The organism is Erythrobacter longus (assembly GCF_000715015.1).
Classification (GTDB): domain Bacteria; phylum Pseudomonadota; class Alphaproteobacteria; order Sphingomonadales; family Sphingomonadaceae; genus Erythrobacter; species Erythrobacter longus.
The window spans coordinates 125,734-148,593 of sequence record NZ_JMIW01000003.1 but is presented as its reverse complement, the minus strand read 5'-3'; the positions used below and the strand labels follow the sequence as shown (position 1 = coordinate 148,593).

20 protein-coding genes are annotated in these 22,860 nt (G+C 57.5%); 15 read left to right on the top strand and 5 right to left on the bottom strand.

The window, feature by feature from the left end; translation table 11 throughout:
* Positions 1-227: 227 nt before the first annotated feature.
* The 14 genes from bchF to hemA all read left to right on the top strand — a co-directional run bounded on the left by bchF (position 228) and on the right by hemA (position 15,918).
* Positions 228-803, top strand: a complete 576-nt coding sequence (bchF, locus tag EH31_RS07930) for a 2-vinyl bacteriochlorophyllide hydratase (RefSeq protein WP_081853294.1) — start codon at positions 228-230, stop codon at positions 801-803.
* On the top strand, positions 800-2,095 hold the full coding sequence (locus EH31_RS07925) for a ferredoxin:protochlorophyllide reductase (ATP-dependent) subunit N (protein ID WP_034959626.1): 1,296 nt from the start codon (positions 800-802) through the stop codon (positions 2,093-2,095). The genes bchF and EH31_RS07925 overlap by 4 nt, the downstream gene beginning before the upstream one ends.
* 2 nt (positions 2,096-2,097) lie before the next feature.
* Positions 2,098-3,663, top strand: a complete 1,566-nt coding sequence (bchB, locus tag EH31_RS07920) for a ferredoxin:protochlorophyllide reductase (ATP-dependent) subunit B (protein WP_034959625.1) — start codon at positions 2,098-2,100, stop codon at positions 3,661-3,663.
* A complete protein-coding gene (locus EH31_RS07915; protein ID WP_081853293.1) occupies positions 3,653-7,288 on the top strand; it encodes a magnesium chelatase subunit H in 3,636 nt (1,211 codons plus the stop codon). Before bchB ends, EH31_RS07915 begins: the two co-directional genes overlap by 11 nt.
* Before the next feature lie 16 nt (positions 7,289-7,304).
* Positions 7,305-8,201, top strand: a complete 897-nt coding sequence (gene bchL / locus EH31_RS07910) for a ferredoxin:protochlorophyllide reductase (ATP-dependent) iron-sulfur ATP-binding protein (RefSeq protein WP_034959622.1) — start codon at positions 7,305-7,307, stop codon at positions 8,199-8,201.
* On the top strand, positions 8,201-8,923 hold the full coding sequence (bchM, locus tag EH31_RS07905) for a magnesium protoporphyrin IX methyltransferase (RefSeq protein WP_034960060.1): 723 nt from the start codon (positions 8,201-8,203) through the stop codon (positions 8,921-8,923). Before bchL ends, bchM begins: the two co-directional genes overlap by 1 nt.
* Positions 8,920-10,353: a BCD family MFS transporter gene (locus EH31_RS07900; protein WP_034959621.1), complete on the top strand. Its 1,434-nt coding sequence runs from the start codon at positions 8,920-8,922 to the stop codon at positions 10,351-10,353. The genes bchM and EH31_RS07900 overlap by 4 nt, the downstream gene beginning before the upstream one ends.
* Before the next feature lie 80 nt (positions 10,354-10,433).
* A complete protein-coding gene (gene puhA / locus EH31_RS07895; RefSeq protein WP_034959616.1) occupies positions 10,434-11,258 on the top strand; it encodes a photosynthetic reaction center subunit H in 825 nt (274 codons plus the stop codon).
* A 41-nt stretch (positions 11,259-11,299) separates the two neighbouring features.
* On the top strand, positions 11,300-11,968 hold the full coding sequence (gene puhB / locus EH31_RS07890) for a photosynthetic complex putative assembly protein PuhB (RefSeq protein ID WP_241765866.1): 669 nt from the start codon (positions 11,300-11,302) through the stop codon (positions 11,966-11,968).
* Positions 11,965-12,447 (top strand): photosynthetic complex assembly protein PuhC, encoded by a 483-nt coding sequence (gene puhC / locus EH31_RS07885; RefSeq protein WP_034959614.1) that lies wholly within the window; start codon positions 11,965-11,967, stop codon positions 12,445-12,447. Before puhB ends, puhC begins: the two co-directional genes overlap by 4 nt.
* Positions 12,447-12,785, top strand: coding sequence for a hypothetical protein (locus EH31_RS07880; protein ID WP_034959613.1), 339 nt, complete (start codon positions 12,447-12,449; stop codon positions 12,783-12,785). The genes puhC and EH31_RS07880 overlap by 1 nt, the downstream gene beginning before the upstream one ends.
* A complete protein-coding gene (gene acsF / locus EH31_RS07875; protein WP_081853292.1) occupies positions 12,782-13,867 on the top strand; it encodes a magnesium-protoporphyrin IX monomethyl ester (oxidative) cyclase in 1,086 nt (361 codons plus the stop codon). Before EH31_RS07880 ends, acsF begins: the two co-directional genes overlap by 4 nt.
* Complete coding sequence (gene puhE, locus EH31_RS07870) at positions 13,861-14,655, top strand: putative photosynthetic complex assembly protein PuhE (protein ID WP_034959612.1); 795 nt, start codon at positions 13,861-13,863, stop codon at positions 14,653-14,655. The genes acsF and puhE overlap by 7 nt, the downstream gene beginning before the upstream one ends.
* A 42-nt stretch (positions 14,656-14,697) precedes the next feature.
* Positions 14,698-15,918: a 5-aminolevulinate synthase gene (gene hemA / locus EH31_RS07865; RefSeq protein ID WP_034959610.1), complete on the top strand. Its 1,221-nt coding sequence runs from the start codon at positions 14,698-14,700 to the stop codon at positions 15,916-15,918.
* Between the two features lie 96 nt (positions 15,919-16,014).
* Here hemA and EH31_RS07860 read toward each other — a convergent pair whose 3' ends face one another.
* Complete coding sequence (locus tag EH31_RS07860; protein WP_241765864.1) at positions 16,015-16,494, bottom strand: c-type cytochrome; 480 nt, start codon at positions 16,492-16,494, stop codon at positions 16,015-16,017.
* A gap of 289 nt (positions 16,495-16,783) precedes the next feature.
* Here EH31_RS07860 and EH31_RS07855 point away from each other — a divergent pair, with 289 nt between their 5' ends.
* A complete protein-coding gene (locus tag EH31_RS07855) occupies positions 16,784-17,626 on the top strand; it encodes a DUF1499 domain-containing protein (RefSeq protein WP_034959608.1) in 843 nt (280 codons plus the stop codon).
* 3 nt (positions 17,627-17,629) lie between these two features.
* On the opposite strand, the gene EH31_RS07850 is transcribed toward EH31_RS07855, so the two are convergent.
* The 4 genes from EH31_RS07850 to EH31_RS07835 all read right to left on the bottom strand — a co-directional run bounded on the left by EH31_RS07850 (position 17,630) and on the right by EH31_RS07835 (position 22,814).
* Entirely contained in the window at positions 17,630-18,232 is a 603-nt protein-coding gene (locus EH31_RS07850; RefSeq protein ID WP_034959607.1) for a CDP-alcohol phosphatidyltransferase family protein, read from the bottom strand.
* Positions 18,232-19,551 (bottom strand): NupC/NupG family nucleoside CNT transporter, encoded by a 1,320-nt coding sequence (locus EH31_RS07845; protein ID WP_241765863.1) that lies wholly within the window; start codon positions 19,549-19,551, stop codon positions 18,232-18,234. Before EH31_RS07845 ends, EH31_RS07850 begins: the two co-directional genes overlap by 1 nt.
* Complete coding sequence (locus EH31_RS07840; protein WP_034959605.1) at positions 19,515-21,653, bottom strand: FAD-dependent oxidoreductase; 2,139 nt, start codon at positions 21,651-21,653, stop codon at positions 19,515-19,517. The genes EH31_RS07845 and EH31_RS07840 overlap by 37 nt, the downstream gene beginning before the upstream one ends.
* 81 nt (positions 21,654-21,734) lie before the next feature.
* Entirely contained in the window at positions 21,735-22,814 is a 1,080-nt protein-coding gene (locus tag EH31_RS07835) for an FAD-dependent oxidoreductase (RefSeq protein ID WP_152553533.1), read from the bottom strand.
* Between the last annotated feature and the right edge of the window lie 46 nt (positions 22,815-22,860).

Genomic DNA, 22,860 nt, shown 5'->3' with positions numbered 1-22,860 from the left:
AGTTTGGCGCACACCTGCGTCGAGGCTGATGAGGTCGAAACGCTTCCGACTCTTCGTCCATCAGCGAAAGCAGCATTACCCTAGAAACTCCGCAATGGCAATCACGCCGATGATTGACTGCACTTGGGATGATTTAGTTGTCCATTTCTTTTTACGTCCAATTTAATTGACACCTGTAGGAATATGGGCGTAAGTTCCAATTCTAATACGAAGGGCAACAACCGAGGATGACTCGCACTACGCACACATCCCAGGCCATTTCCCCTCCGCCCAATGCCAATCTTGCTAGGGCGCAGGAAAGCAATGACCACAGGAGCACTGGGTCGCTTTACTCACCAGAGGAGCGGCAGCGGCGAGACGATTCGGTTTGGACCGTGGTGCAAGGTGTCCTTGCTCCCTTACAGTTCCTCGTGTTCATCATCAGTCTGGGGCTTGTGCTTCGCACTCTGTCATCGGGAGAGGGCGCATTTGCCGCTGACGTCTCGATCATCGTGAAAACGCTTATTCTATACACGATCATGATTACCGGCTCGATCTGGGAGAAGGTCGTGTTCGGCAAATGGTTGTTTGCCGAAAGCTTCTTCTGGGAAGATGTCTTCTCCATGCTCGTGCTGGCCTTGCACACGGCCTATCTGGTCATGCTGTTCGGCGCGATTGGCACGGTTGAGCAGCGACTCGGCGTCGCATTGGCCGGATATGCGGCATATGTGATCAATGCAGGCCAATTCCTCTGGAAACTGCGTCAGGCGCGTTTGCAAGGTTCGACCCCGCAAGAAGAACAACAGCAGGCGGTGCCCGCATGAGCGTCGCCACGACCCTTCCGGGCTGTGATGCCCCTCAAGCTCAATCCGCCGCGAAGCCTGTGCTGCGCGAACGCGGTCAACGCGAGGTTTTCTGCGGCCTGACCGGCATCGTGTGGCTCCACCGCAAGATGCAGGATGCTTTTTTCCTCGTGGTGGGCTCTCGTACGTGTGCACACCTTTTGCAATCAGCCGCAGGCGTGATGATCTTTGCAGAGCCCCGCTTTGCAACCGCCATCATGGAAGAGCGCGATTTGGCTGGTATGGTCGATGCGCAGGACGAGCTTGACCGCGTGGTGACCCGCCTTCTTGAGCGGCGCCCGGACATCAAGACGCTGTTTCTCGTCGGCTCATGCCCATCGGAAGTCATCAAGCTGGACTTGGCTAAGGCAGCTGAACGCCTTGGCGCGCAATATATGCCGAGGGTCCGGATCCTGAACTATTCGGGCAGCGGTATTGAAACGACATTCACGCAAGGCGAGGATGCGTGCTTGGCCGCGCTTGTCCCGGTTATGCCCGCTGAGGCCGAGGCCGCTCCCAAGCAATTGCTGATGGTGGGCGCACTGCCGGACATCGTAGAAGACCAATTCCTGCGCCTCCTTGGCCAGCTTGGTATCGAGCATGTCGGCGTCTTGCCCGCTCGCAATGCCCGCGATTTGCCGCCTGTAGGGCCAAACACCCGGTATATTCTGGCACAGCCTTTCCTTTCCGACACCGCCATGGCGTTGGAAGGCAGAGGCGCGACCCGCATCAATGCGCTCTTCCCGTTTGGAGCCGAAGGCACAAGCGATTGGCTGCGTGCGATTGGCCGTGAATTTGGCATTGATAGCGCCCATGTCGAGGCCGTCATCGCTCCTGGTCGCGAACGGGCCGCGCGCGCGATTGAGCACTCAAAAGCTGCACTTCAAGGCAAGCGAGTGACCTTCCTGCCAGATTCGCAATTGGAAGTGCCGCTTGCGCGCTTCCTTCACACAGAGCTTGGCATGGACCCGGTTGAAGTGGGCACGCCTTATCTGCATGCCTCGCACTGCGCTGATGAAGTTGCGCTTCTGCCGGAAACTACGCGCATCAGCGAAGGCCAGCACGTCGACAATCAACTCGACCGTGTGCGCTCTGACAAGCCTGACCTCATCGTTTGCGGTCTTGGTCTTGCCAATCCGCTCGAGGCGGAAGGCTTCACCACCAAATGGGCGATTGAGCTCGTTTTCTCCCCCATTCACGGGTTCGACCAAGCGGGTGACCTCGCCGAACTTTTCGCACGGCCCATGCGCCGGCGCGACAGGCTGGAGGTTTAGAGATGCAGCTTTCGGTCTGGACATATGAAGGCCCGCCCCATGTGGGCGCAATGCGGATCGCCACGGCGATGAAGGGGCTGCACTACGTGCTGCACGCGCCGCAGGGTGACACCTATGCGGACCTGCTCTTCACCATGATCGAGCGGCGCAATCACCGTCCACCGGTGACATATACAACATTCGAAGCGCGCGACCTTGGCAAGGATACAGCGCAGCTGTTCCAGGACGCCGCAATGGATGCGATTGAGCGCTTCAAGCCTGAGGCGATCATCGTGGGCGCGTCCTGCACCGCTGAACTGATCCAGGATGATCCCGGCGGCCTTATTGAAGCGATGGACCTGCCCTGCCCTGCGATCCCGCTGGAGCTTCCAAGCTATCAGCGCAAAGAAAACTGGGGCGCAGCAGAGACATTTTATCAAATCTTGCGGCATCTGGCGGACAAGTCTGTCTCGCCCGGCCCGCGCGAAGGCAGAAAAGCGCGCGCCAATATCCTCGGGCCTACCGCCCTTGGTTTTCGCCACCGCGACGATTTAATCGAGGTTCGCAAGATCCTTGAACAACTGGACGTTGAAGTGAACCTGGTGGCGCCTTTGAACGCGCGGCCATCCGATATTGCCCGGATCGGCAATGCTGACTTCAACATCGTCCTTTATCCAGAAATTGCAGATGAGGCGGCTCGCTGGCTTGAACGCACGTTCAATCAGCCGCGTATCCGCTCAATCCCATTCGGTGTGAGTGCCACTCGTGCATTTATATCCGAAGTCGCCGAGTTGGTGGGTGCAGATCCCACGCCTGCCCTCGGCGACACCTCTTCCCGGCTCCCCTGGTGGAGCCGCAGCGTCGATTCGACGTATCTCACCGGCAAACGCGTCTTCATCTTTGGCGATGCGACCCATGCGGTGGCCGCTGCGCGTATTGCGCGTGATGAGCTTGGCTTCGAAGTGTGCGGCCTTGGCTGTTACAACCGTGAATTTGCCCGCGACGTGCGCGAAGCTGCAAAAGACCACGGTATAGAGCCGCTGATCACCGATGACCATCTCGAGGTCGAAGACGCCATCGGCAAGGCCGCGCCTGAAATGGTGCTAGGGACTCAGATGGAGCGGCACATTGCCAAACGTCTGGGCATTCCTTGCGCGGTGATTTCATCGCCGGTCCATGTGCAGGATTTCCCTGCGCGCCACTCACCCCAGATGGGTTTTGAAGGCGCCAATGTCATTTTCGACACCTGGGTCCACCCACTTGTTATGGGGCTGGAGGAGCACCTCCTTACCATGTTCCGCGAGGACTTTGAGTTCTCCGACGAAGCAGGCCCCTCGCATCATGCGGCGCATGCGCCCAACACCGCTCACAAAGCGCCGGTGATGGAAGAAGAAGTTATTCCAGAGCCGGAAGTAACCGAGCTCGACAGCCCGGCGTGGACACAAGAGGCTTCCAAAGAGCTTAAGAAAATCCCGTTCTTCGTGCGCGGGAAAGCCAAGCGGAATACAGAGGCTTTTGCTGCCGAATTTGGACGCGGCGAGATTGATCTCGACACGCTCTACGATGCGAAAGCGCATTATGCACGGTAAGGCGACACCTTCTGCCAACCGCGCAAAAGCGCCGGTCAATGTGGTGATCGTCACTCTCGACAATCACCTCAAAGGGGCTGTGGAACGCGCGAATGAAGTGCTTGCCCGCGACAATATCTGCCTGACTTTGCACGCGGCCTCTGAATGGGGCGCGGAAGCTGGTCAGCTCGAAAAATGCGAAGAGGCAATCGCTGAGGCGCATATCGTCATCACCACGATGATCTTCCTCGATGATCACATGCGCGCGATCCTGCCGGCCTTGGAAGCGCGCCGCGAACAGTGCGACGCCATGGTTTGCATGATGTCGGCAGGCGAGATTGTGAAGCTCACGCGCATGGGCGGTTACCGGATGGACGCGCCTGCCAAGGGGCCGCTGGCGCTCCTTAAAAAACTGCGCGGCTCGCCTAAGAAGGGCGCAAGCTCTGGCGCAGGGCAAATGAAGATGCTGCGGCGTCTGCCCAAAATCCTCAAATTCATTCCCGGCACAGCGCAGGACGTGCGCGCCTATTTCCTGACGCTGCAATATTGGCTGTCGGGTTCGGATGAAAACGTTATCGCCATGGTGCGCGCTCTGATCGACCGATACGCAAGTGGGGAGCGCGAAAGCCGGCGCGGTGAGACACAAGCTGATGCTCCGGTCGAATATCCCGAAACGGGTGTCTATCATCCCGGCGCAGAGCAGCGGATTTCGGAAAGCCTTCGTATCCTTCCCAAGGCGCGAACCAATGATGGCGGCGGCAAGAGCGGCACCGTTGGGTTAATCCTCCTGCGCTCCTACCTCTTGGGCCGCGATGCGGGGCATTATGACGGCGCGATTGCGGCGTTTGAAGCGGCGGGTCTGAAAGTCGTCCCCGTCTTTGCAAGCGGGCTTGATGCGCGGCCTGCGATTGAGAAATTCTTCGTCGAGCGCGGGAAGCCCACGGTCGATGCGATTGTGAACCTCACCGGCTTTAGCCTTGTGGGTGGCCCCGCATACAACGATTCAGAAGCAGCACGCGAAGTTCTAGGCACCATGGATGTGCCCTATCTTGCCGCTCACGCGATTGAGTTTCAATCGATTGAGGATTGGCAAAAGCGCGCGCAGGGCCTGCTGCCATTAGAAGCCACAATGATGGTGGCTCTGCCCGAATTGGACGGGGCGATCACACCATCTGTCTTCGGTGGCCGCTTTGGTGAGGCAGGCTCGGTTTGCAATGGCTGTGACCGCCATTGTGAGCGCGCCCATTCCGATCAAGTGCGCCCCATGCAAGGCTGCCCTGAACGCGCCGAAGCTTTGGCTGCGCGGGTTGTTAAAATGGTCGCTCTTCGCCGCGAAGAACGTGCCGCGCGCAAGCTTGCCGTTGTGATCTTCAACTTCCCACCCAATGCGGGCGCAACAGGTTCGGCGGCGTTCCTTTCGGTTTTCCAATCGCTCTACGCAACGCTTAAGCGCCTTTCTGCCGAAGGCTACAGCGTGGATGTGCCAGAAAGCCTCGAAGCGCTCCAAGACGCGATCCTTAAAGGCAATTGCGACCGCTTTGGTTCGGACGCGAATGTCGCAGTGCGCATACCCGCCGACGAACACGTCCGGCGCGAGACCTACCTTTCAGAGATCGAAGCCGCTTGGGGCCCTGCCCCTGGCAAAGCGCAGTCAGATGGCAGCAATATCCACGTTTACGGCGCGCATTTCGGCAATGTGTTTGTCGGGGTACAACCTGCGTTCGGATATGAGGGCGATCCGATGCGCCTTCTTTTCGAAGGTAGCTTTGCCCCTACCCATGCATTCAGCGCGTTCTACCGCTGGATTCGCGAAGACTTTGGCGCGCATTCGGTGCTTCACTTTGGCACCCATGGTGCGCTTGAATTTATGCCGGGCAAACAAACGGGCATGAGCGGCCATTGCTGGCCAGAGCGCCTGATTGGCGACCTGCCCAATTTCTACCTTTATGCCGCCAACAACCCATCTGAAGGCATGTTGGCAAAGCGCCGGTCTGCTGCCACTTTGGTGAGCTATATGACGCCGCCTTTGGCACAGGCCGGGCTCTATAAGGATCTTGCCGAACTCAAAGCGAGCGTCGAACGCTGGCGCATGGGCGCGGATGAAGCCGAACGCGCTGATCTGTCGCAGCTTATCGCTGACCAATGCGACGCACTCGACATTGAGATGGGCGATATCGGCGGCCTCTCAGGGCGTCTTTACGAGCTTGAACAGACGCTTATCCCCCATGGTCTCCACGTTCTGGGAAGCAACCCGACAGGCGATCAGCTTGAGGACATGCTCGATGCAATGATGGAAGCGCAAGAAGACGGTGACGGTAACAACGACCGCGCCTCACTTGCTGCCAAAATTGCCTCTTGCGACGAACTCGGTTCGCTGATCCACGCCCTTGATGGCGGCTATGTCCAGCCAGCCCCCGGCGGCGATATCGTAGCAAACCCGGAAGTGCTCCCCACAGGGCGCAATATCCACGGTTTCGACCCGTTCCGCATCCCGTCCGCCTATGCCTGTATGCAAGGGCAGGATCAGGCAGAGCGACTGATTGCCCGCCATGTAGATAGTGGTGAACCCTTCCCCGAAAGCATCGCCATGGTGCTGTGGGGCACAGACAATATGAAAACCGAAGGGGTGCAAATTGCGCAAGCGATGACCCTCCTCGGAGCGCGGCCGCGTCGCGATTCCTATGGGCGTCTTGCAGGCGCTGAGTTGATCCCACTCGAGGAATTAGGCCGGCCGCGCATCGATGTTGTGATGACCCTGTCGGGTATCTTCCGCGACCTTTTGCCACTGCAAACCCGGATGCTGGCCGAAGCCGCTTTGCTTGCAAGCCAGGTGGACGAGCCTTTGGAGCGCAATTTTGTGCGCAAACACTCCCTTGCCCAGCAAAAACAACACGGCTGCGACATGGAGACGGCGGCACTTCGCGTCTTCTCCAACGCCGAAGGGGCATACGGCGCGAACGTTAACCAGATGATTGAAGGCGGCGTTTGGGCCGACCCCGACGAACTCGCCAATGCGTTTGAGATCAATAAAGGTTTTGCCTACGGCGTCGGCGGTGCTCCGGTGCAACAACGCGAACTGCTGCAAAGCCACCTCGCCTCAGTGGACTTCACCTATCAAAACCTTGAGAGCGTGGAACTCGGCATCAACGACGTTGACCAATATGTCGACGGACTTGGCGGGGTGAGCCGTTCGGTTTCCAAAGCCAAGGGCAAGAACGCGCCCGTTTACATCCTTGATGCGACCCGCGGCAAAGCCAAGGTACGCACTTTGTCGGAACAGATCGACCTCGAAGCGCGCACCCGTACGCTCAACCCCAAGTGGTTTGAGGGCATGCTTGAACACGGCTTTGAAGGCGTGCGCGCGATCGAAGGCCATGTGAATTCGACCTTTGGCTGGTCCGCGACAACGGGCCAGGTGCAACCTTGGGTCTATCAGAAAATCTCCGAGACATTTGTGCTCGACGAAGAAATGCGCCGGCGCCTCGCCAAACTGAACCCGAAGGCGAGCGCGCGCGTTGCAGGCCGCCTTCTGGAGGCATGTGACCGGCAATTGTGGGAGCCTGACGAAGCGACATTGGAAGCGCTTCGCGAGGCCAATGACGAACTCGAAGACCGCCTTGAAGGCGTCTTTGTTGCAGAAAATTGAAAGAGTAGGGACGCTCATGAACCTTCACACACCAAAACAAGGCTTTAGCCGCCCGGACGGGGATGGCTCGGTTCAAGTGCAACTGGACCCTGCGGACAAAATCAAGGGCGCGAAGGTTTTTGCCGTTTATGGCAAGGGCGGGATCGGCAAATCGACGACCTCCTCGAACCTTTCAGCCGCCTTTTCAAAGCTTGGCCACAGAGTGCTGCAAATTGGGTGCGACCCCAAGCACGACAGCACCTTTACACTCACCAAAAAGCTGATGCCGACGGTGATTGACGTGCTTGAGACGGTCGAGTTTCACTCTGAAGAACTGCGGCCCGAAGACTATATGTTCGAAGGCTATAACGGCGTCATGTGCGTGGAAGCGGGCGGACCGCCTGCGGGCACAGGCTGCGGCGGTTATGTCGTAGGACAGACAGTTAAGCTCCTGAAACAGCACCACCTTCTCGAAGATACCGATGTGGTGATCTTTGACGTTCTGGGCGATGTTGTGTGTGGCGGATTTGCCGCGCCTTTGCAGCACGCTGAACGCGCTGTGGTGGTCGCTGCAAACGATTTTGATAGCATTTTTGCCATGAACCGGATCGTTCAGGCAATCGGTGCAAAGGCAAAGAACTATGACGTGCGCCTTGCTGGCGTCGTCGCCAATCGCAGCCGCGAAACCGATGAGATCGACCGTTTCTGTGAAGCGGTCGGCATGCCGCGCCTCGCACACTTCCGCGATGTCGACGAAATCCGCCGCTCGCGCCTGAAGAAATGCACCCTCTTTGAAATGCCCGACAGCCCTGAGGTTATTCAGGCACAGGACGAATACATGCGGCTTGCCGCCATGCTGTGGGCAGGTGTTGAACCTTCGAGCGCGGCGCCAATGAAGGACCGCGACATCTTCGACTTTTTGGGGTTTGAATGATGGCTACACACGCTCCCGAACGCACCGGCTTAAGCGCGCCCTACACGGCACGCCGCGAGGCGCTGGCAACGTATTTCGACAGCACTGCAAAGCAGGCTTGGATCGACCTTACCTCTGACGTGAAGGTCAGCGGCATTCGCGCGACTGTGCGCGCAGGCCGCGAGCAGATGCGGCGCACCTTGGTGAGCTGGCTGCCGACCGATCTCAGGCGCACGCGCCTTCTCGACGCAGGGTGCGGAACAGGAGCGCTCGCTTTGGAAGCCGCGTGCCTTGGCGCAGATGTCACCGCAGTCGATGTGGCAGGCGGGCTTGTAGAAGTCGCCAAAAGCCGCGCCACCGGATTTATCGGTCACGGCAAAGTGCGCTGGAGAGCGGGCGATATGCTCGACCCTGCGCATGGCGAATTTGCCCATGTGGTCGCGATGGATTCGCTCATCCACTATTCGCCCGACAATCTGGTCGATGCCTTGGAAGAGCTGAGCGAGCGGACGAGCGGTTCGATCATCTTCACATATGCCCCGCACACAAAACTGCTGGGCGCGATGCATTCGGTGGGCAAGGTCTTTCCCAAAAGCGACCGTTCGCCAGCGATTGTACCAGTTGCTGAGAGCGATCTTCACGCGCGGCTTTCCCGCCTTGATGGGTGGAGAATTGGCCGCACTGAGCGGGTTTCGAGCGGGTTCTACACCAGCCAAGCGCTGGAGCTGGTGAAGCACGGATGAGCCAGCCTCCTCGCCCTTCCTATCAATTTGCCCGGATGATGGCGGACCTAATGCCGTTCGCCGACGCGGCCAGCAAGGAGCTGCCTCTGTCGCGCCTCCTTCGCCTGTCGCTGTTCCAGGTGAGCGTGGGTATGGCGATGGTTTTGCTGAGCGGGACTTTGAACCGCGTAATGGTGGTCGAACTTGGCACGCCGACATGGCTGATCGCGACGTTGATCGCGGTGCCTATGCTGGTCGCGCCCTTCCGCGCGCTCATTGGACATAAATCGGACCGCCACGTCTCGGCCCTTGGGTGGAGGCGCGTGCCTTACATCTGGTTTGGTACGATGATGCAATTTGGCGGCCTTGCGATCATGCCTTTCGCGCTGCTTTTGCTGGAGCTTGAAGGACGGTTTGAAATCGGCCTTGTGGCGGCCGCTATTGCCTTCCTTCTCACGGGCCTTGGCTTCCATGTGACGCAAACCGCTGGTCTTGCGCTGGCGACTGACCTTGCGCCTGAAGAAAAACGTCCGCGTGCTGTGGCGCTGCTCTATGTGATGCTGCTCGTCGGCATGATGCTATCGGCTTTCGTTATTGGCGGGCTTTTGATCGATTTCTCACCGACGCGTCTTGTGCAGGTCATCCAAGGGGCTGCCGTGTTTACCATGGTGCTCAATTTGGTGGCTTTGTGGAAGCAAGAGGCACGCGCCCCTGAACGCACGAAAGCGGACTCTGATGCGCCGAGCTTTAGCGAGCTTTGGAACGCCTTTGTGCGCGATGGCCGCAATGCGCGGCTTTTGATCGCTATCGGCATCGGGGCTGCTGGCTTTGCCATGCAGGATGCTTTGCTTGAGCCTTTTGGCGGGGAAATCCTTGGTCTTTCCGTGGGCGCAACCACGGGGCTTACGGGCGCATGGGCATTGGGCGCGCTGATTGGCTTTATCTATTCAGGCCGCAAAATGTCGCTTGGCGCTGATCCGCTCCGGCTTGCCGGGCTTGGCCTTGTTATTGGCGTCAATGCTTTCCTCCTCGTGCTGTTTGCTGGGCCGTTTGGATCAGCTGTAATGCTGTATGCAGGTGCGGGGCTAATCGGGCTTGGCCTTGGCCTTTTCTCAGTGGGCACCCTTATCGAAGCTATGGCGCTTGCAAAAAGCGAGACCGCTGGTCTTGCGCTTGGTGCGTGGGGCGCAGTTCAAGCGACCTGTGCAGGCGGCGGGATCGCCATTGGCGGGGCACTGCGCGACCTTATCGCATGGGTAGCCGCAGCCGATGCCAGCGCCACGATTGCAACCCGCGCAAGCGGATACACATCCGTCTATATTCTTGAAATCCTGCTGCTTATCGCAGGCCTCGCCGCGATTGGTCCGCTTGTCGGACACTCTCGCATATCATCCATCCAATCACGGAATAGCGCCGACCAACCTTTTGGCCTGCGCGAATTCCCAACATGATCGCTTGCTCGGGATAGAGCGGTCCAAAAGCCGAGAGGGCCTTCTGCAGGGGCTCTGTCTAATGACTAAAGGAAAGTACCATGGGTAACGTATACATTGCCGGGCTTTTTGACGTAGCCGAGCTAACGTTCATTTTGTTCTTCATCTTCTTTGTCGGACTGGTGATTTATCTCAATCGTGAAAGCCGCCGCGAAGGCTATCCGCTTGAGCATGAACAAACCGGAATCATTGATCGCGGCGTTCCGCTTTCAGATGCCGGTAAAAAGACCTTCCACCTGCCACACGGCCGCGGCACTTATGTGCCCGAAGATGTGCCACGCGACGAGCTTTCGAAAGTCGGCAACATCCCGGCCAAGCAAACCTTTGGCGCTGCTGGCGCCCCTTGGGAGCCAACCGGCGACGCGATGGCAGATGGCCTTGGCACCGCAGCCTATGCGATGCGCGAAGACTATCCTGACCTTACGATGGATGGCCACCCGCGCATCGTGCCGATTGCGAATACCGTTCATGCCATCGAAATCGCGGCGCAGGATCGCAACCCGGTTGGGCTGTCGGTCTATGCTGCTGATAAGAAGAAAGCGGGCGTCGTCAGCGATGTCTGGGTTGACCAGGCCGAGCACCTCATCCGCTATCTCGAGATTACCACCAATTCAGGCAAGAAGGTTCTTGCTCCGATGGCCTTTGCCGCCGTGCAAGGCAAAAGCTGGTTTGGTGGCCTCATCCCGATTGTGGATGACCAACCTGAATTGATCGACATTGACGCAATCCGTGCCGACCAATTTGACACTGTTCCAGCGATTGCGACACCAGGCCAGATCACCCGCCTCGAAGAGGACAAGATCCAGGCCTATTATGGCGGCGGCTATATCCATGCCCTGCCGGAGCGTTCTGAGCCATGGATCTAAAAACCACGCCCGCCCCTACGCAAACAGCTTTGCCAAAACGCGTGCTGTCCAAGACAGCCCAAGCGCTGGAAGAAGCAGGACCGGCTGCCCATGGTGATCCCATGGGTACGCCCCAGCCGCAGGAAAAAGTCCTGTGGCAGGGGCGGCCTGACCTGCCGACGTTGGCGCGCACCGCTTTTCATACACGAACAGTTGGCATCTATTTTGCCCTGCTCGTTGCGATCTCGTTGGTGCTTGGCAATGTGAGCACCGCGCTCGTTTGCGCAGGGTTGGGCGTTTTGGGTGTGGCCATATTGTATGGCCTTGCCTGGCTTAGTGCGCGCACAACGCTCTACATCCTCACCGATACGCGTCTCATCATGCGTATCGGTATGGGGATTGAGACGCGCATCAACATTCCTTTGAAGCATGTCCAATCGGCAAACCTGCGTTCGCGGGGCAAGACGATGGGCGATATTGCGATGACGATCGGGGGCGACCGGTTGCTCGGCTATGCATTGTTGTGGCCCCATGCGCGGCCATGGCGCGTGTCAAAACCAGAGCCGATGCTGCGCGCTGTGCCTGAGGCGCAAAAGGTCGCCAATATTCTGGCTGAGGCTGCGTCAAAACATGTATCGCTCGAGCAAAATTTGACACAGATCAATGCAACTTCCGAGACCTCCTCCAAGAGTGGTCTTACCGAAGGCGATGTAAGGGGGGTCACCGCATGATTGTTCGCGAGTATGAAGAAGACGAAATTACCGTCAATCGCTTCCCGCTAATGCTTATGGGAGGGCTGATTGTGATCAGCCTTGCTCTCACATCGGCTGTGAGTTTGGGTGTGTTTGAACGCCAGGCTGTTCCAAGCGAAGTGCGCGAAGCAAGCGGAACGCAAGCAACCGCAACCCGTTCGCTGCTGTTCTTCGACGAAGCCGACGGCACAGTGCGGGTCGAAGACGCCGGCACTGGTGAGATAGTCGGGAGTTTTGGCCCTGGCACAGGCGGTTTTGTCCGCTCGACTTTGCGCAGCCTTGTTTACCAAAGGCGTGTCCATGGATTTGGCCGTGAAGTGCCGTTTGAGCTGATCGAGTGGAACAATGGCATGCTCACCCTTCTTGACCCGACCACACAAGAGACCGTCGAGCTTCACTCCTTTGGTGAGGGCAACCGCACGACTTTCGCGAATTTCTTGAAAACTGGAGCACAATAATGGCGACACTGGCAGCTAAGGGATCGGCTGACCTCAACAGGTTTACACCGCCCGACACCCGCGTCTTCGACGCGCCCTGTACGATCACGGTTGAACAAAGCTCACTGCATTTTCATGCGCATGTCGAATTGCCTGAAACCATCACGATGGAACCAGGCGACAAGGTGCGGGTACACGGCGCGCCAATTTCAATTCCGTTCGGCAGCCGCGAGGTGTTCAATCGCACCGCCACTGTGACGCGCGCCGGGCCGGTTATGCGCGTGCTGACCAAATTTGCCGCCTATTTCGACTTGGCCGAACTTTACGAAGTGAGTTTTAATGCTGGGAGGATCAAATGAACGCACATGCACAGATCAAGGCTGATCCGGGTCACATGATGACCAGCGAAGAGGCGATGGCTCTGGCAACGCAGGACACAGTCTTGACGCCGCGCTTCTACACCACCGATTTTGACGCGCTTGACGCAATTGACGTCAGCCTCGTGCGCGAGGAATGGGACCAGCTGATCGCCGACATGGTGGGCGACCCCAACAAGACCCACTTTCGCCACAAGAACGATTTTGCTGGCATCATCGAAGGGATGGAGCCTGAGCTTCGCGCCGAGTTTACCGACTTTCTTGTAAGCTCGATGACCTCAGAGTTTTCCGGCTGTGTGCTGTATGCAGAGATCGCGCGTCGCACCAAGAACCCTGATGTGAAGCAGCTCTTCAAACTGCTTGCTCGCGATGAAAGCCGCCATGCTGGCTTTATCAACGAAAGCCTTAAAGACGCAGGCATCGGAGTGGATCTGGGCTTCCTGACGAAGACCAAGAAATACACCTATTTCCGTCCCAAATTCATTTGGTATGCGGTCTACCTCTCCGAGAAAATTGGCTACGCGCGTTACATCGCGATTTACCGCCATCTGGAAAAGCATCCGGAAAACAAGTTTCACCCGATCTTCGATTGGTTCGAAGAGTGGTGCAATGACGAGTTTCGCCACGGCGAGGCGTTTGCGATGTTGATGCATGCAGACCCGGACCTTCTCAAAGGCCATAACAAACTGTGGATCCGGTTCTTTCTCTTGTCGGTCTATGCCACCATGTATGTGCGCGATCACTCCCGCCCGGTGTTTCACAAGGCTCTTGGCGTTGATCCGACCGAATATGATTACAAGGTCTTCGACATCTGCAATCAGATTTCGCGCCAGGTTTATCCAGTCGAACTCGACATCGACAATCCCAAGTTTCGCGAAGCGATGGAGGCATTGCGCCAAGCATCGCTCAGGATCGAGGATGGCAAAGCGCAAGGCGGCATTGGCGGCTTTTTCAAGCGTGTAAGCGGCATGGCAGGCGCAGGATACAACTTTGCGCGGATGTATTTCATGACGCCAAAGACCAATGAACTGCCCGCGACCATTCGGCTTCATCCTGCATGGTAAGTTGGAGCGGTCATATTGTCCCGTTCATCGTGACACTGGCCATTTGGTTTATGGCAACCGGGCTTATCGCGTTTTTCGCGAACCGCGGAACAGATACGCGTGGCCACGGTACGTTTCGGCGCAGCGTTGCAGTTGGCGGCATTGCTGGAATTGCGGGACTGGTCGCGATCCTTCTTGCCTCCACCATGGTCAGCGTTGCCGCTGTTTACCTCTCCTTTGTGGGCGCATTGATGGTCTGGGGCTGGCATGAAATCGGCTTTTTGACAGGGGCCGCAGCAGGCCCCAGGCGCAAGGCACAAACCTTGGGCGCGCGCGGAGTGGAGCGCTTTACACAAGCAAGCGCGACAGTGATGCACCATGAACTAGCCCTCGCTTTTACGGCACTGATGCTGATCTCGCTTTCATGGAATGCTCCCAATCAAATCGGGGCGACGGTCTTTGTGTTGATGTTTGGCCTCAGGATCTCTTCCAAGATCAACCTGTTCGTCGGCGTGCCCAACACCACCACCGAAATGATGCCTGCCCATCTTGGCTATCTCAAAAGTTATTTTGGCGCCAACCGGATGACAGTCCTGTTGGCAGTGTCGATCCTTGGGATCACCGCGCTTGCCGCCTGGTTTGCAAACCTTGCGATGACAGCGCCTGCGGGAAGTCCTGAAATGGTCGGGGCAAGCCTTCTTACCGCATTGTGCTTGCTAGGCACACTCGAACATCTATTCTTGGCCTTACCGTTTCGGGACGGAATGCTGTGGGGCTGGGCATTCAAGCGCAGGAGCGATCCTGTATGAACACTAACAATAACAATACCATGATTGAGCAGGGGAACACCCATGGACTTTGATACATTTTTTGCTGAGCAGCTGGACGGCGTTCGCGAAGAAGGACGATACCGCGTCTTCACCGACATCAAGCGCCACTGCGGCAAATTCCCGCACGCCACCCGCTTTGTCGACAATGAAACGCAGGCTGTTACCGTTTGGTGTTCCAATGATTATCTTGGCATGGGCCAACACCCCAAGGTGATCGATGCCATGCACGCGACCCTTGATGAATGCGGCGCGGGCGCAGGGGGCACGCGCAATATCTCTGGCACCAATCACTATCACGTTGAATTGGAAGCCGAGCTGGCCGATTTGCACCGCAAGGAAAGCGCGCTTTTGTTCACGAGCGGATATGTCTCCAACTGGGCCGGCCTTGGCACTTTGGCGAGCAAAATTCCGGGCTGCGTCGTCTTCTCTGATGCGCTGAACCATGCAAGCATGATCGAAGGCATTCGCCACTCCAGAGCGCCTTACAAAGTGTGGAAGCACAACGATGTCGAAGACCTCGACCGCCTGCTTTCCGAATATCCCTCCGACACGCCAAAGCTGGTCGCGTTTGAGAGCGTTTATTCGATGGACGGCGACATTGCCCCTATCGCAGACATTTTGGACGTATGCGAGAAACACGGTGCAATGAGCTATATCGACGAAGTTCACGGTGTTGGCCTTTACGGTCCGCGCGGCGGCGGTGTTGCCGAACAAGAAGGGTTGATGGACCGCATCACCGTGATTGAAGGCACCCTTGGCAAAGCGTTTGGCGTCATGGGCGGATATATCGCGGCGAGCCGTGATCTGGTCGATTTCGTGCGCAGTTTTGCCAGCGGCTTCATCTTTTCGACTGCCCTTCCCCCGGCCGTTGCTGCGGGCGCTGCGGCGAGTATCCGCCACCTTAAGGAAAGCAGCGAAGAGCGCGATCTTCAAAAGCAGCGGGTGGCAGAGGTGCGCCGGCAACTTGATATGATGAATATCCCGCACCTGCCCAACCCCAGCCACATCATTCCGGTGATGGTGGGTGATGCGAAGAAGTGCAAAATGATCAGCGACTGGCTGATGGATAATCACGGCATTTATGTGCAACCGATCAATTATCCGACCGTGCCTGTTGGAACAGAGCGTCTGCGGCTCACGCCGTCACCCGTTCATGACACAGGTGATATCACCCGGTTGATTAATGCGCTGAGTGAAATCTGGTCGCAATGCGAATTGGCTCGCGGGCGGATCGCCGCTTAACCGCCTCTTTCACGAGGACAAACAAAAAGGGCGGCGTGGTAACCACGCCGCCCTTTTGTGTGCACCCGGCTAAAAGCACGGGAACCTTGGTATCACTTAGTCGTCAGTCGCATCAAGGTAAGCGATGACGTCTGCGCGGTCCTGTGGGTTTTTGAGGCCTGGAAAGGCCATCCGTGTGCCCGGCATAAACTCACGCGGTGCTTCGAGATATTCGAACAACACTTCCGGGGTCCAGGTCACGCCGCTGTTTGCGTTGGCGTCAGAGTATTTGAACCCTTCGATCGAACCCGAAGCGCGGCCAACGATACCATAAAGCGATGGACCAACGCCGTTTTTGCCTTCTTCGACAAGGTGGCAGGTGCGGCACTGTGCAAACACAGTTTCACCAGCAGCAGCGTCGCCTGTCAGGTCAGCAAAAGCAACATCAGCAGCAGGCTCAGGTGCTTCGACTTCAGCAGCTTCTTCAGCCACTTCTTCGGCCGGTGCCTCTGTTTCAGCTTCAGGTTGCTTGCCGCCACATGCAGCCAGTGCCAGTACAGCGGGCACGAGGGCTGCGCTCATTACAATTTTACGCATTCAACTTCTTCCCTTTTCCAAGTTCGAGACAGGCCGATAAGTGCAACGAAAAGCCTGCCTGATCTATATCCCACGGCAATCCTCTAGAGGACCTAGCGCCGCAATTCAACGAGTCTTCGAGTAAATCCTCAGCTGAACTCGGTAAATCAAACGAATGCTTATTAGGCTGGTTCCCTGAAATCCTGCACAAAATGCAAAAAAAATCTGTGAAGGGGACATTAGGTCCAAACGGGTAGAAGGGAAGCACTTTGGATTGCCTTTAGCCGGGGCCGCGCTAAACACTGGGGCCATGAAAAATCAACCCTGGCATACCAAGCTCGTCCTCGCCCTTACCGCGTTTCTGCCACTGTATTTTATGGTCGCCGCCCTCGGCGCCAAAATCGGCCTTTGGGGCTGGCAGGTTGGGCTTGGCGCCATGACATTCACAGCCGGACCGTTCGTGGTCGGCATCGTTGCAATCGTTGCCCTCATTTCGCTCATATTCGGGTTGATCAATTGGTCAGGGCGCAAGGCGGAAAAAGAAGACGGCGTCAAACGCCCTCGCAACAAGATCGTTGTTGGTTCCGCCATCTTGGGCCTGATTGTGCCGGCAGGCTTCGTTCTTTTCGGGCAATCGGTTTCATCGACAGCTGGTGCGAACCCTATTCACGATGTTGCGACAGACACCTCAAACCCGCCGGTTTTTTCCGCCGAAGTAATGGCAGAGCGTGCGCAAGGTGAATCGAACCCGGTGCATGATTATCAAATACCACTGGGCGAAATCGAAGTGTTTGCAGGCAGTCCGCCTGAACTTGCAATCCAAAGCCATGCTCAGATTATCAACGACATCTATGCCGACCTTGCGCCTTTGCCACTGGGCGGTGCGAGCAAGGCGGACGGGGTCGCAGCGGTAGCGGCGGCGATGGGCTCAATGGGCTTTGTCGATATTCGTCAGGACGCAGCAGAGGGCCGCGTTGAAGGCGTGGCTGAAACCTTCTGGTACGGCTTTAAAGACGATGTTGTGGCTCGCGTTGGCGAGAATGAAATCGACTTTCGCTCAGTCAGCCGGGTGGGCCGCAGCGACCTTGGCGCAAATGCGGCTCGCATCGCCGAACTTCGCGAGAAGGTCGCGGCCCAGATCGGGCAGCGATAAAGCCTATCGAAACGTCGCTCTTGCGCGCAGGCTGCGCTGGAACACGGTAATCACGCAGAGTCCTGCGTATGCGTAGGCGATTATGCCAAACCATGCCGGAAACACGCACATGGCAATAAACACCGCGATGGTTTCTGTACCTTCTGCGAGGCCTGTCGAATAGAAAAAGCTCTTCTTCCCGTGGCTCTGAGTCTCCTCGCCTCGCTCTGCTGCGATGACAGCAAAGGCCAAAAAGCTCACCCCGGTAAGCACGAAGCTTGCAACCAGAACAAGCGCGGGCAACGTGTTTTCGCTTGATAGAACCCCAAAGCCCACGGGCACAGAGACATAGAACGCAAAGTCGGCAACGATGTCGAAATATCCACCCAATGGCGTTGGAGTGGTGGCTCTTGCAACAGCACCGTCAAGGCCGTCGATTATCCGGTTTGCGATGATGAGCCCAAGGCCGAGCCATAAATTTCCAAACGCGATGGCCACCGCCCCGCCAAGCCCCATCGCAAGGCCTGTAAAGGTGAGCGCGTTGGCGCTGATGCCAGCCCTTGCAAGCTTCGCCCCAACCGCGTTCAAAGGCGGGTCGATTAGGGGGCGCAGTTTTGCATCGAACATTAAGAGGTCACCAACCCGATCCACGCGCCGGTCATCGCAGTGGCGATATTGCCCGCGATCCAGCTTTTCATGCCTAATCCTGCGGCCTCTGCTCGGCGGTCAGGACACAGCGTGCCAATGGTGGAGACCAGCAGCCCAACGCTTGCAAGGTTGGCTACCCCGCAAAGCGCATAGGTGACGATCAGCAGGCTGCGCTGCGAAAACGTGTCTTCGGGAAGCGCTGCGAGTTCGAGATAGGCGACATATTCATTCAGGATCGCCTTGGTGCCCATAAGGCCGCCTGCTGCTTGGGCCTCGCTCCAAGGAATGCCGATCAGCCACATAAAGGGCGCAAATATCCAGCCAAAGATGCGTTTCAACGTGAGGGGTTCATCGCCCACCAAGGGTAGCAGAGCGAGTATCTGATCTGAGAGCGACACCAGCGCAAAGACCACGATGATCACCGCGATGACCGCCAGGAAAAGCTGCATTCCGTCCATTGTGCCTTTGACGATCGCATCGATGCTGCTTTCGTATTTCAGTCCCTCTTCGCCCTCGCTCGTTTCGGTGGCCTCGTCCTCTGCGCTCCCCGGCACCATCAGCTTGGCGATCAGCAAAGCGGCCGGAAGCGAGACGAGCGAGGCCGAAATCATATGACCCACCGCATCGGGCACGGTTTCGCGCAAGGTGGTGGCATAAAGGATCAGGATTGCGCCCGAGATCGTTGCCATGGCGAGCACCATGACCTGGAACAATTCGGCGCGGCTCATCTTTGCAAAATATGCGCGCACAACCAGCGGGCTTTCGACCACGCCAAGGAACATGTTTGAGCCGCCCGATAGGCCGACGACACCGCTAACGCCCAATGTTCGGCGAAGAAGGAAGGACAGGCCATTGACCAGCCATCTCAGCACACCCCAATGCCAAAAGAGGGCGGCAAGCGCGGAGAAGACGATCACCAATGGCAGGATCTGGAAAGCGATCACCAGCGGCGGCTGCGCGCCTTCTTTGAGCTCAAAGGGCAGGTCCGCACCGCCCAAATATCCGAACATGTAGGCAGAGCCATCAAGTGTCGCGCGTTCAATCGCGGCAACCCCTTCATTTGCGAGCGTCACAACATCCCAGACGAAGGGAACCCGAACGATAAGCAGTGCCAGCGCCAATTGAAGCGCGAGCGCGCCTGCGATCCACTTGGCGCTTGGGCGAGCAGAGCGATCTTCGCTCAGCCCCCACGCGATCAGTAGCAATACTGCAATGCCGATGATGCCGCGAAACTGGTCAAAATACTCCACTTCGCCGTAGCCTACCCGCGCCGCCAATCGTGATACTTCTCCACCCACTCAAGGAGCTTTTCAGGTTTCCTTGCCTTCTTCCATTCCCCTGCGGCAAATTTATTGCCTTCGGCCATGGTCGGGTATGGATGAATTGTACCAAGGATTTTGTTGAGGCCCAGCTTGTGCTTCATTGCAAGCGTGTATTCGGCCAGCATCTCGCCTGCATTCATACTGACGATAGTCGCGCCCAAGATCGTGTCTTTGCCAGGCTTGGTGAGCACTTTCACAAATCCCTTGGTCTCGTTTTCGGCAATGGCGCGGTCGAGGTCGTCGATGTCATAGCGCGTGACCTCATACTCGATGCCCTGCTCCTTTGCCTCCGCCTCGTTGATGCCAACGCGAGCGATTTCCGGGTCGAGGAAGGTGACCGCGGGTATCACCGAATAATCCGCTTTGAATTTCTTGAACTGGCCGAACAGCGCATTGACGCTGGCAAACCATGCCTGATGGCTGGCGGTATGGGTGAACTGGAACGGTCCCGCAACATCGCCGCACGCAAAGATGTTGGGGAATTTGGTTGCGAGAAATTCGTCGGTCACGACGGTTTTCTTGGTGTCGATGCCAAGGTCTTCCAACCCGTAACCCGAAAGCCGGGCAGCGCGCCCGACGGCGACGATCAACGCATCAAAACCCACTTCAGCTTCGCCGCCATCATGTTCGGTGTGCACCGCGCCATTGGCGACTTTGACCGCTTTATGCCCAGTAAGCACGGTCACGCCAGACTCTTCCAGAGCCGCCTTGGCGAGAGCGGAAACTTCCTCGTCCTCGCGGCCCATGATGCGGTCCATCATCTCGATCTGAGTGACCTTAGAACCCAGCCGTGCAAGGCTTTGCGCAATCTCACACCCAATCGGTCCGCCGCCAAGAATTGCAACGCGCGAAGGCGGAGCATCCATTTCGGCGAACGCATCCCACATCGTGTCCGAGGTTAGGTAATCGCTTTCGGTGAGCCCCGGAATGGGCGGCACGAAAGGCGCTGCACCTGCGGCGATCACAATGCTTCGGGTAGTGAGGCGCTGCGTTTCGCCATCATTGCGGGCAATCTCCACCGTCCACGGGTCGATAATCCTGGCATAGCCAGAGACACAATCCACGCCGAGGCTTTCATAGCGTTCCACGCTGTCGTGCGGTTCGATGGTCTTTACCGCCTGCATCACCTGCGCGATAGTTTGCTTGAACGGAACTGTGGGTTCGTGGGGAGCAAGCCCGTATTTATCAGCATTACGCATCTGGTTTGCGACCTTGGCGCTTTTGATCAGAGCCTTAGACGGAACGCAGCCGGTGTTAAGGCAATCGCCGCCCATCTTGTGCGCTTCGACCAAAGTCACCTTGGCTTTGACCGTGGAGGCGATGAGCGAGGAAACAAGGCCAGCGGCCCCTGCCCCGATCACAACCATATTGCGGTCATAACTTTTGGGCCGTGTGAACCCGCGATACACTTTGCGCGCCTGGATAAAGCCAACCACCCCCTTCGCGATCCATGGGACAATAGCCAGCAGTACGAAGCTGCCGATCAAGGCGGGTGACAGAAGGCCAGACGTGCTCTCGATCTGTGCCAATTGCGTACCGGCGTTCACAAACACAATCGTGCCCAAAAGCATCCCGATCTGGCTCACCCATACAAAGGTCCACGTCTTGATGCGCGTCAGACCCATCACAAGGTTGATCACGAAAAATGGGAATGCAGGGATCATCCGCAGGGTAAACAGGTAAAACGCCCCGTCCCGTTCCAGCCCGCTGTTGATGGTTTTAAGCCGGTCGCCAAAACGCGCCTCAATCGTGTCACGCAGTACAAAGCGCGAGGATAAGAACGCCAGCGTCGCCCCGAGCGTAGAGGCAAAAGACACCAGAATTGTGCCTGTCACCAATCCAAATAGCGCGCCTGCACCCAAAGTCATGATCGCAGCGCCCGGAAGCGAGGCAGCGGTCACACCAACATAAATCGCGAAGAAGATCGCGAGCACCAAGAACTGGTTTTCGGCATAGAACCCTTGGACATCGTTCACGACACCCTTGATCCCTTCAATCGTCAGATACTGACCCAGATCGAAGTAGAAGTAGGACGCAATCAGCGCCGCAAGGGCTGCAAGGATCAAAATCTTTTTCACGAAAACCCCTTTGTGCGCGTCGAAAATACGCTTTCAAGCCCGTGTTCGCCAGGGCCCGTTATGCGGTTACAATCGCCGCCTTTACCGACAAAGGGAGGCGTATTGGGAAATCCAGCGCTTGTCGATGGCGTGCTTTAGCTTTGCCACCCATGCCCCTTGCGCCGAAAGCGGTCCATAACTCAAAATCGCGCGGCCATTGCCGGTGGAGAGGAGGTAGAGGCTCACCGGGCGCGGGCGGTAGACAGAGCCCACTTCGCGTCCCTGCACCGCATCCCGCAAGTTTCGGGCTAGGTGCGGCCCCGCCATTACCGCATGGACGCCCGAATGCGCGACATGACGGTCCTGACGCGAGGCAACATCACCAACGGCGAACACATCTGGATGCGAAGTTGAACGCTGATGTTGATCGACCGCGATGAAGCCTTGGCTATCCGTCGCAAGCCCGCCGGCCTTCGGCCAATCCGGCGCGCCGCTGCCAAGGCTTGCGACAATAATATCCGCAGGAACACAAGAACCGCTCGTGGTCACCAATTCCCCTTCTGAAAGACGCGCATTTTCATTGAGAACGGCGATCCCTTGCGCGGCCAGTTCGCGGGAAACCTTGCGGCGCACTCCGGCTGAAAAGCTGGGCAGGAGGCCATCATCGCCTGCGATCAATGTTACTTTTGCATCTTTGGTGCCGGCGCGGTTTCGCATTGCAAAGGCAATCTCGACCCCCGCAGCGCCTCCGCCGACTACCGCAATATCGCCCGCCTTTTCGGCCGTTTCCAAACGCTCCACAAACCGGTCGATCGGGCGCACGTCAATAAGGCGCTTGTCCTTGCCCAAGACGTTATGCGCGCGCCCGACACCGCCTGTATCAAACGAGGCGACATCATATTCCAGAACCTGACCACCGCCGGTTTTGACCCAGCGCGCCTCCGGATCAATTCCGGTGCATCGCCCCAGTAAAAACTGAACCCCCGCACGCTTTGCCAATGCCGCCAGATCGACAAGCCCGTCTTCGCGCTGATATTGTCCGGCAATCCAGCCTGGCACCACGCCCGAATACCGCAAATGGCGGTGCGGGGTTAGCAGCGTGGCGCGCGCAGCAGGCAAGCCATTGGCAATCCAATCCGCAAGCACCGCAACATGAGCATGCCCACCGCCTACAAGCATCATGTGCTGCGCATGTTGCTCCATCAACTTGTCTGTCCAATCAAAGTGC